Annotated in this window: 10 protein-coding genes and 1 pseudogene; 7 read left to right on the plus strand and 4 right to left on the minus strand. The window is 72.2% G+C overall.

Annotated features, from left to right (window positions below):
* Together purB and GSF22_RS24815 are read right to left on the minus strand one after the other, a co-directional pair.
* Positions 1-1420 (minus strand): adenylosuccinate lyase (purB, locus tag GSF22_RS24810; RefSeq protein ID WP_208816145.1); only part of this gene is annotated, 1420 nt, incomplete at its 3' end.
* A gap of 237 nt (positions 1421-1657) precedes the next feature.
* Positions 1658-2044, minus strand: coding sequence for a hypothetical protein (locus tag GSF22_RS24815; RefSeq protein WP_208816146.1), 387 nt, complete (start codon positions 2042-2044; stop codon positions 1658-1660).
* A 502-nt stretch (positions 2045-2546) separates the two neighbouring features.
* Between GSF22_RS24815 and GSF22_RS24820 the strand changes: the two genes are divergently transcribed.
* From GSF22_RS24820 to GSF22_RS24835, 4 genes are read left to right on the plus strand one after another with little or no spacing between them, the layout of a single operon-like run.
* Positions 2547-3014: a helix-turn-helix domain-containing protein gene (locus GSF22_RS24820; RefSeq protein ID WP_208816147.1), complete on the plus strand. Its 468-nt coding sequence runs from the start codon at positions 2547-2549 to the stop codon at positions 3012-3014.
* Positions 3011-3541: an ImmA/IrrE family metallo-endopeptidase gene (locus GSF22_RS24825; RefSeq protein ID WP_208816148.1), complete on the plus strand. Its 531-nt coding sequence runs from the start codon at positions 3011-3013 to the stop codon at positions 3539-3541. The genes GSF22_RS24820 and GSF22_RS24825 overlap by 4 nt, the downstream gene beginning before the upstream one ends.
* A 3-nt stretch (positions 3542-3544) precedes the next feature.
* Positions 3545-4732: an MAB_1171c family putative transporter gene (locus tag GSF22_RS24830; RefSeq protein ID WP_208816149.1), complete on the plus strand. Its 1188-nt coding sequence runs from the start codon at positions 3545-3547 to the stop codon at positions 4730-4732.
* Positions 4722-5876, plus strand: coding sequence for a cytochrome P450 family protein (locus tag GSF22_RS24835; protein ID WP_208816150.1), 1155 nt, complete (start codon positions 4722-4724; stop codon positions 5874-5876). The genes GSF22_RS24830 and GSF22_RS24835 overlap by 11 nt, the downstream gene beginning before the upstream one ends.
* Here GSF22_RS24835 and GSF22_RS24840 read toward each other — a convergent pair.
* Entirely contained in the window at positions 5866-6048 is a 183-nt protein-coding gene (locus tag GSF22_RS24840; RefSeq protein ID WP_208816151.1) for a hypothetical protein, read from the minus strand. The genes GSF22_RS24835 and GSF22_RS24840 overlap by 11 nt on opposite strands.
* A gap of 211 nt (positions 6049-6259) precedes the next feature.
* On the opposite strand from GSF22_RS24840, the gene GSF22_RS24845 reads away from it, so the two are divergent.
* On the plus strand, positions 6260-6493 hold the full coding sequence (locus GSF22_RS24845; protein ID WP_208816152.1) for a DUF6289 family protein: 234 nt from the start codon (positions 6260-6262) through the stop codon (positions 6491-6493).
* Between the two features lie 144 nt (positions 6494-6637).
* Here GSF22_RS24845 and GSF22_RS24850 read toward each other — a convergent pair whose 3' ends face one another.
* Positions 6638-7930 (minus strand): acetyl-CoA C-acetyltransferase, encoded by a 1293-nt coding sequence (locus GSF22_RS24850; protein ID WP_208816153.1) that lies wholly within the window; start codon positions 7928-7930, stop codon positions 6638-6640.
* A gap of 93 nt (positions 7931-8023) precedes the next feature.
* On the opposite strand from GSF22_RS24850, the gene GSF22_RS24855 reads away from it, so the two are divergent.
* Positions 8024-9439: a 3-oxoacyl-ACP reductase gene (locus GSF22_RS24855; protein ID WP_208816154.1), complete on the plus strand. Its 1416-nt coding sequence runs from the start codon at positions 8024-8026 to the stop codon at positions 9437-9439.
* A 1-nt stretch (position 9440) separates the two neighbouring features.
* Positions 9441-10001, plus strand: a pseudogene (locus tag GSF22_RS24860) (hypothetical protein); the annotation flags it as partial.

The following is a 10001-nucleotide window of genomic DNA, read 5'->3' on the forward strand; positions in this document are numbered from 1 at the left end:
GGATGGGGGCGGGGTGGTAGGCGGCCGCCTCGGGGTGAGCGGCCACGACGGCGGCGACCCGATCGGCGACCGCGCGCACCTGGGCCGGCGCGGCCCCGACGAAACCGCCCCGGTCGGCGACCAGTTCGTCGATCTCCGCCCGGGTGAGACCCAGCCGACCGTCGGCGGCGAGCCGGTCGAAGAGGTCGTTCTCCGGAGCGCCCTTCTCACGCATCGCGAGGGCGACGGCGACCGCATGCTCCTTGATCACCTCGTGGGCCACCTCCCGGCCGACACCCCGCCGGACCGCCGCGACCAGGATCTTCGTGGTGGCGAGGAACGGCAGGAACCGCTCCAGCTCCCGGTTGATCACCGCCGGGTACGCCCCGAACTCGTCGAGCACCGTGAGGAACGTCTGGAACAGGCCGTCGGCGGCGAAGAACGCGTCCGGCAACGCCACCCGGCGGACCACCGAGCAGGAGACGTCCCCCTCGTTCCACTGGTCACCGGCCAGCTCGCCGACCATCGACAGGTAACCCCGGATGATCACGGCGAAGCCGTTCACCCGTTCGCTGGACCTGGTGTTCATCTTGTGCGGCATCGCGGAGGATCCGACCTGGCCGGGCTTGAAACCCTCGGTGGCCAGCTCCTGCCCGACCATCAACCGGATCGTGGTGGCCAGCGAGGACGGCGCGGCGGCGACCTGGGCCAGCGCCGCGAGCACCGCGAAGTCGATCGAGCGCGGGTAGACCTGGCCGACGCTGTCCAGCACCCGGGTGAAGCCGAGGTGCTCGGCCACCCGCCGCTCCAGCTCGGCGACCTTCCCGGCGTCCCCGTCGAAGAGATCGAGCTGGTCGGCGGCGGTACCGACCGGACCCTTGATGCCACGCAGCGGGTACCAGCCGATCAGATCGTCCAGCCGCTCGTACGCGATGAGCAGTTCCTCAGCGGCCGACGCGAAGCGCTTGCCCAGCGTGGTGGCCTGCGCGGCGACGTTGTGCGACCGACCGGTCACGACCAGGTCGGAATGCTCGACGGCGAGTCGGGCCAGCCGGGCCAGCGCCGCGACCACGCGGTCCCGGATCAGCTCCAGCGAGGCGCGCACCTGCAACTGCTCGACGTTCTCGGTGAGGTCGCGGGAGGTCATGCCCTTGTGCACGTGCTCGTGCCCGGCGAGCTCGCTGAACTCCTCGATCCGGGCCTTCACGTCGTGCCGGGTGATCCGCTCGCGGGCCGCGATCGAGGCGAGGTCGACCGAGTCGAGGACCCGCTCGTACGCCTCGACCACCCCGTCCGGTACCGGGACGCCGAGATCCTGCTGGGCCCGGAGCACGGCCAGCCAGAGCCGCCGTTCCATTCTGATCTTCTGCTCGGGGGACCAGAGGGCGACCAACTCTGGCGAGGCGTACCGGTTGGCGAGAACGTTCGGAATGCTCGTCACGCTGCCGATTCTCGCGTACCGGCTTCCGTCGCTCCGCGCTGGCCACCCCGACCGCCGGCCGACCGGATCACTGTGGGTAGCCGGGCGGGCGGGGCCAGTGTTCCGCCTCCGGGTCCGCTGCACGCTGCGGCGGTACGACGGCGGAGCCGGACACCGCCTGCGGTACGGGCGGCGGCGGTGCCGACAGGGGAGGTGGTGGTGCCGGCCGTTCCCGGGGGCGCCAGAGCTGTTCCGGCTTCAGCAGCGAACGGAAGTCGAACCGGCAGGCGGGCAGGTACGCAGTGCGGTCTCGGAACGGCGGTCCCCACAGCGCTGACAGAACGTGACGGCCGTCTCGTCAGCGTCCACGCCTGACAGCGGGGACAGGCGAACTGCGGGGTTCCTGCTGTTCATCTGCACGAGGCGACCGGCGAGGACGTACGGCGTGATCACCGCGCCGATGCTGCTGGCCAGGTCCCGGGTCCGTCGGGTGCGCTCCTGGAGCCGCTCTCGGCCACGGCGGCGTCGAGGAACGACCCGGCCGTCGTGTCGTACCCGCTGGCGACGTCGTAGTTGGCGTCGGCGATGGTCCACGGCGGTGGTCTCGGTGGAAAGGTAGTCGCTCCAGCCGGAGTCGGTGCTCATGTCCGCTCTCCAGATTCTGTCGACGCCTGCTGTCCACTGAGGACGGATGCGTGTTGCGGATGCCATGGTGCCGCATCGGCGGTAGGGCCGCCACGGCGCGCTCACACCCTCGCAGACAGCGGCAAGGGGAATGCCCGGAGCCGGCGGGGGATGGGGCTTTCCCGGAAAACCCACCGGTAGGCCATTGCATCAACCCGGCTGTCATCGGTAAGGTGCGAGACAGAGGCCGGCATCTCCCCCCGTGGATGCCGGCCTCTGCATTACCCGGGTCGGTGCAATGGGCCCGGCCGAGCCGCCGCACAATGGGCCCCGGAGCGGAACGGAAAGGTGTCCCGATGGCCACCGGGAATCCGCCCACCTCCTGTCGACGCGGCAGCTATCAGGGGCGGAGCAGGCACGGACAGCGGGGACCGACGGTGGGCACGCCGCGACACCAACCAGAGTTAACAATAACTACGAGCCGACTAATGAGAGCTAGCAATGGTGAACCGCGGAGGTAGGAATGGGCGCAGGCGGCACCGTTGACGGAGGGTCCTCGTTCGCCGACCGGCTCAACCTGCTCTTCGAGACGATCCGACCGGCAGGTCGCCGTACGCCGCACAGTAACAAGGAGGTGGCGGCAGCGATCCGCGCAGCAGGTGGCTCCATTTCCGATGTCTACATCTGGCAACTCCGCAGTGGCCGGCGAAAGAATCCTACGAAGGACCACATCGAGGCGCTCGCCGCCTTCTTCGGGGTCAGCCCGGCATATTTCTTCGACGACGAACTCGCCCGGCACACCATCGCCGACCTGCGCACCCTGGACGCCCTGCGCCGGCTCCAGGTGCAACACGTCTCGCTACGGACCGTGCTCCAGCACAAGGGCCTCTCCCCGGCCAGCCAGGAGGTCATCCAGCAGATGGTCGACCGTTGCCTGGAACTGGAAGGACTCACCGGGAAGGACCGGGCCGGAAAGGCTACGGACGAATGACCGGATGGCGTGCACGACGACGGTTCGCGCGCCTGGTCGCCGACATCCCGGCACCGACGACGCCGGACTGCGACGCGCTGTGCCGGGCCGTGGCCGAGCGCCTCGACCGACCGGTCCACCTCCTGCCGCTGCCGCTCCCCCCGGACGCTCCCTGCGGCCTCGTCATCACCACACCCAACGCCCACCACGTGGCGTACGACAACCGGACCAGCCCGCTGCACCAGCGGCACATCGTCGCCCACGAACTGGGCCACCTGCTGGCCGGGCACACCGGGCAACCGGTCGGCGGGACCGATCTCGCCCGCCTGCTGATGCCCACCCTCGACCCTGCGGTGGTGACCTCCGTACTCGGCCGGGTTCCCGGGTACGACGAGCGGGCCGAAACGGAGGCGGAGATCATCGCTGACCTGCTCTGGCGGCACACCACCCGGCACGTCCCCCGACCCGGTCCCGACGCCGGGCCGGCCGCCGACCCGGCCGCCGCGGCGGTGGTCGACCGGATCCGGCGCTCACTCGACGGCGGCTGAGGCGTGCACGGCGCGCTCTACCCGGTGCTGGCCGCCCTCGCCTGGGCGGCCACCGGTTACCGGTTGCTCTCCGCGCACCAGCGCGGCCCAGGGACTCCGGCGCGACGGGCGGTCACCAACGCCCTCGCCCTGCTCGCGGTCACCTTCACCGTCTCCACCCCGGCCGTGTGGACGGCCGCCGACCGGCTGACCGGGGTCAACAACATCGCCGCCCTGGTCGCGCATCTCTGCGTGGTGGCCTTCTCCACCACCATCCAGGTGCTGCTGCTCTGGTGGGCGGAGCCGACCACCGCCCGACGTCGGGCCCGGCACCGGCAGTTCGTCCTCGGCACGGTCGCGCTGGTACTGCTCGGGCTCTTCGTCGCCGCCGGCCCCACCGAGTCCCGCAACACCGACTTCGTCGCCACCTACGCCGGCCGCCCCCACTTCGCGGTCTATCTGCTGGCGTACCTGACCGCCTTCGCCGCCGGCCTGGTGGACATCATCCGCATCTGCTGGCCGTACGCCCGGCTGGTCGGCACCGGCTGGCTGCGGACCGGGCTGCGGACCACGACCGCCGGCGCGGCGGTCGGCCTGGTCTACTGCACGGTCCGCGCGCTCGACATCGTCGAGGCCGCCGCCGGCTGGAACGTCCACCGCGGGGAGGCCCTGGTCCCCCTCTCGTCGAGCGTCGGGGCGCTGCTGGTCATCCTCGGGTTGACCATGCCAGCCTGGGGGCCCCGGCTCGCCGGGGTGGCGGGCACCGTGGACCGGGTACGTCTGCTCCGCCAGCTCCACCCGCTGTGGCACGCGCTCAGCACCGCCGTCCCCGCAGTCCGTCTCACCCCCGACCGGGCCGGTCGGTGGCGACCCGCCGAGCGGTTGCACCGGCGGGTCGTGGAGATCTACGACGCCCGGCTCGCCCTGCGGCCGTACCTCAGCGAGGCGGTCGGCGAGCGGGCCCGGCGCCGGGGTGAGGCGTCCGGCCTGCGGGGCGACGAACTGGCCGCCGTGGTCGAGGCGGCGAAGCTGCGGGCGGCGCTGACGGCGGTCACCGCCGAGTCGCGCCCCCGCCGCCCCGAGGAGCCCGCCACCCCTGACGAGGCCCTGGACGAGGTACGGGAGATGCGGCAGCTGGCCCGGGTCGCCCGGGCCTTCGCGCACTCCCCGCTGGTCGCCGACGCAGCCCTGGAGACAGTCAATGATCATTAATGCCGGCCTGGTGCCGATCCCCTGCTCCGCCGACCGGCTCGGGGAGGAGTACGACCGGTTGCGCACCCTCTCCGGGGTGCACCGCGCGGTCCTGCCGGACGGCTCGCACGCCTGGCTGGTGACCGGCCACCGGGACGTCGCGGACGGGCTCGCCGATCCCCGGCTCTCGCTGGACCGTCGGCACTCCCGGGGTGGCTGGTCCGGGTTCGCCCTGCCCCCGGCGCTGGACGCGAACCTGCTCAACATGGACCCCCCGGACCACACCCGGATCCGCCGGCTGGTGGCGTCCGCGTTCAGTCCGCAGCGGGTACGCGCGATGCGCCCGGCGATCCGCCGGACCGCCGACGGCCTGCTCGACGAGTTGCCCTTCTCGGGTACGACCGACCTGGTCGCGGCCTTCTGCGCGCCACTGTCGGTGCACGTCATCGCCGACCTGCTCGGCATCCCGGCGGGCGCCCGGCGGGACTTCCGGGCCTGGACGGACACCCTGCTCGCCACCCATCGCCCGGACCGGCAGGCGGCCCGGCAGGCGATCGTCGAGATGCACGGTTTCGTGGTCGAGCTACTCGCGCGGAAACGCGAACAGCCCGGCGCGGACCTGCTCAGCGCCCTGGTGAGCGTGGAGAACGACGACGACCGGTTGTCCGCGAACGAGCTGACGTCGCTGGCCTTCCTGATCCTCTTCGCCGGCTACGAGAACTCGGCGAACCTGATCGCCAGCACCACGCTGGCCCTGCTGCGGCAACCCGAGCCGCTGGGCCGGCTGGACCGGGACCAGTTGGCTGCGGCGGTCGAGGAGACCCTGCGGTTGGATCCGCCGGCCCCGGTGGCGATCCGCCGGTTCCCGGTGCAGGACATCGTCGTGGACGGCACCACCATCCCGGCCGGGGACACCGTGCTGCTCGCCATCGCCGCCGCCAACCGCGATTCCCGGGTGGGTGTGGACAACACCGGTCACCTGGCCTTCGGGCGCGGCGTGCACCACTGCATCGGGGCGGCGTTGGCCCGGGTCGAGGCGTTGGAGGCGTTGGACGCGCTGGCCAGCCGGCTGCCCCGGCTCGCGCTGGCCGAGCCGGCGACCGAGGTGACCTGGCGCCCGTCGTTCCGTACCCACGGGCCCGCCGCGCTCCCGGTCACCTGGTGACCTGCCCATTGATCATGACGGTGACGGCGGAGCGGATCAGCAGAGCCGCCGCCGACGTCATGACCGACGGTCCGGGGTGGGGCGGCGGCGCCGGCCGCAGACGGTCAGGGTCGGGCACCCCGACGAGGGCGACCACGGCCGCGAGCACCAGTGCACAGGTACGGAGTTTCATGACGGAACCTCCCCGATGACAGATCAGTAGTCCCATCATCGGGATTTCGTGGGATTTTCGTGCGTTTTGCCGGATTTACCTGGCTGGGAGAAGCACCTGGATCACCCGGCCGCCGACCCGGCCAACGACAAGCCCACCCATCAAATCCACGATGATCTATGATCTGGCCATCCGGTCAACCGTCGGGCCGGCTCCACCCCAGGAGGTACCCATGCTCCGTCGCACACTGGCCGCCGCCACCCTCGGCGTCGCGGCCATCGCCGTTCTGCCCGGCGCGCCGGCCCAGGCCCGCGCCTGCATGATCGATCACCAGTGCACCACCTACTACTACTCGGACTCGTCGAAGACCACGATCGTCGGCAGCCTGTACGAGGAGTGCGACGGTTCCCGGTACCAGTGGGGCACCCGTACCGGCTACCTGACCTTCACCGAGGTCCCCTGCTGACAGAGCCCCACGCCGGGGTACACCGCCCGGCGACCCCGGGGGCCTGAGCCGGCCGCCCGGTACGACCCCGGGGGCCTGAGCCGGTCGCCCGGGGTGATCCGGTTCCCGGGCCGGTCAGGTTCCTTCCTGGCCGCAGCCCGCCGGTCAGCGTTCCAGGATCGCGGTGACGCCCTGCCCACCGGCGGCGCAGATCGAGATCAGCCCCCGACCACTGCCCTTTTCCGCGAGCAGCTTGGCCAGGGTGGCCACGATCCGTCCACCGGTCGCCGCGAACGGGTGCCCGGCGGCCAGCGACGACCCGTTCACGTTGAGCCTCGCCCGGTCGATCGCACCAAGCGGCGCGTCCAGGCCGAGCCGCTCCTTGCAGAACTCCGGCGACTCCCAGGCGGCCAGGGTGGCCAGCACCTGCGAGGCGAACGCCTCGTGGATCTCGTAGTAGTCGAAGTCCTGGAGAGTGAGTCCGGCGCGGGCCAGCATCCGGGGTACGGCGTACGCCGGGGCCATCAGCAGCCCCTCGTCGCCGTGTACGAAGTCGACGGCGGCCACCTCGCTGAACGAGAACCAGGCCAGCACCGGTAGCCGGTGCGCGGCAGCCCACTCCTCGCTGGCCAGCAGCACCGTCGACGCGCCGTCGGTGAGCGGCGAGGAGTTACCGGCGGTCATGCTCGCCTGCTCGGCGTCGGCGCCCCGGGTCCCGAAGACCGGTTTGAGGCTGCCCAGCTTCTCCAGGCTGGTGTCCGGCCGGAGGTTCTGGTCCCGGGTGAGCCCCAGGTACGGCGTGATCAGGTCGTCGAAGAAGCCGCGCTCGTAGGCGGCGGCGAGGCGCTGGTGCGAGCGGAGGGCCAACTCGTCCTGGGCCGCCCGGTCGATGCCCCACCGCACGGCGGTGACCGCCGCATGGTCCCCCATCGACAACCCGGTACGCGGCTCGGCGTTGCGTGGGATCTCCGGCCGGAACGGCTGGCTCGGCCGGAGCTTCGTCGCGATCTTCAGCCGTTCGCCCAGCGTACGGGCCGAGTTGAGCTTGATCAGGTTGCGCCGCAGTTCCTCGTTCACGGCCAGCGGGGCGTCCGAGGTGGTGTCCACCCCGCCGGCCACCCCGACCTCGATCTGGCCGAGTGCGATCTTGTTGGCCACCAGGATGGCCGCTTCGAGACCGGTGCCGCAGGCCTGCTGGATGTCGTACGCCGGGGTGTGCGGGTCGAGCCGGGAGCCGAGCACCACCTCGCGGGTCAGGTTGAAGTCCCGCGCGTGCTTGAGCACCGCCCCGGCCACCACCTCACCGAGCCGCTGGCCGGCCAGCCCGAACCGGGCGACCAGCCCGTCCAGGGCGGCGCCGAGCATGTCCGCGTTGGAGGCACTGGCGTACCGGGAGTTCGACCGGGCGAACGGGATCCGGTTGCCACCGATCACCGCGACCCGACGGATGGTCTGCACGATCCCGCCTCCTCAGGAACCCGACCCGGCGAATCGGGAAACTCAACCGGGTGAAAGCCTTGCCGATACCCTACTCGTCAGTAGGCTACGCCTATGAGCGACAGGTACGCGAGCTTCGTCCAGTCGGGCCCCGGCCGCGCGTTGGTCAAGCGCCTCGGTCTCCCCGACCCGCCCCGACTGCGCCGGCACCGACCCGGCGACCCGCTCGTCACCGCCCCGGTGCTGCTCGGCGCGGCGCCCGACGGTCGACTGGCCGAGCAGGTCGGCGCGCTGCTGACCGCCGCCGGGGTCGAACTGCGCGACTCCGCCGCCACACCCGGACCAGCCACCGACCCGGCCGCCGCCACACCCGGACCAGCCACCGACCGGGCGGCCCGCAACGCGGCCCTGGTCTACGACGCCGCCGGCGTCACCGACTCGACCGGGCTCCGCCCGCTCTACGACTTCTTCCACGCCCACGCCCGCACGTTGCACCCGTCCGGGCGGGTGGTCGTGCTCGGCACCCCGCCCGAGGAGTGCGACGCCCCGCGCGCCGCCACCGCCCAACGGGCCCTGGAGGGGCTCACCCGCAGCATCGGCAAGGAGTTCGGCCGGGGCAGCACCGCCCAACTCGTGTACGTGACCCGGGACGCCGACGCCGGCACCCTGGTCAGCCTCGAATCCACCCTGCGCTTCCTGCTCTCCGGCCGCTCCGCGTACGTCTCCGGGCAGGTCGTCCGGGTCGGCCGGCCGGCCGGTCCGGGCCAGGCGGTCGCCCCCGCCGACTGGGACCGTCCCCTCGCCGGCAAGGTCGCCCTGGTCACCGGCGCCGCCCGGGGCATCGGCGCGGCGCTCGCCCGGCTGCTGGCCCGCGACGGCGCGCACGTCGTCGTCCTGGACATCCCGGCCGCCGGCGACGCACTCGCCGCGGTGGCCAACGACATCGGCGGTACGGCGGTACAGCTCGACCTGACCACGGCGGACGCCCCGACCCGGCTGGCCGAGCACCTGGCCACCCGGCACGGCCACGTCGACATCGTGGTGCACAACGCCGGCATCACCCGGGACAAGACGATCGCCCGGATGGACGCCGACCGGTGGGACCAGGTCATCGACGTCAACCTGGCCAGCCAGGAGCGGATCAACGACGTACTGCTGGACCGGGACCTCGTCCCGGCCGGCGGGCGGATCGTCGCGGTCTCCTCCATCGCCGGGATCGCCGGGAACCGGGGCCAGACCAACTACGCCACCAGCAAGGCCGGGGTGATCGGGCTGGTCCAGTCGATGGCCCCGGTGCTCGCCGAACGCGGCATCACACTCAACGCGGTCGCCCCCGGCTTCATCGAGACCCGACTGACCGCCCGGATCCCGCTGATGATCAGGGAGGCGGGCCGGCGGATGAACAGCATGTCCCAGGGTGGTCTGCCGGTCGACGTGGCCGAGACCATCGCCTGGTTCGCCTCACCGGCCTCGGGTGGGATCACCGGCAACGTGGTCCGGGTCTGCGGCCAGAGCCTGCTGGGGGCGTGAGATGTCCACCGCCGCCGAGTCGCCGCAGACCCGCCGGACCGTCGTACTGCCCGCGATGCCGGCCACCGGGGCGCTCTACCGCCGGGCGCTGACCGGGCTGCTGCCGGGAGTCGGCTCCCACCGGGCCGGCACGCCGCCGGACGTGGAGCTGACCGTACGGGGAGTCACCGTCGACCGCGCCCACCTGGCCGAGTACGACCGGGTGTGCGGTTTCCGGCTCACCGAGACGCTGCCGGGGACGTACCCGCACATCATGGGTTTCCCGCTGGCCCTGCGGCTGATGACCGCCCCCGACTTCCCGTTCCCGTTGATCGGTCTGGTGCACGTGGGCAATCGGATCACCGTGCACCGGCCGATCGGGGCGGACGAGACCCTCGACTTCGCGGTACACGCCACCGACCTGCGCCGGCACGACCGGGGGCGGCAACTCGACGTGGTCCTCACCGGATCGGTGGACGGGACGGTGGTGTGGCACGGCGTCTCGACGTACCTGAGCCGGGAGCGCGGGGCCGCCGGCGGTGCCCGGCGCGACCCGGGCGACCGGCCCGCCCCACCGGCCCCC

It is taken from the genome of Micromonospora echinofusca (genome assembly GCF_017614955.1).
GTDB lineage: Bacteria > Actinomycetota > Actinomycetes > Mycobacteriales > Micromonosporaceae > Micromonospora > Micromonospora echinofusca_A.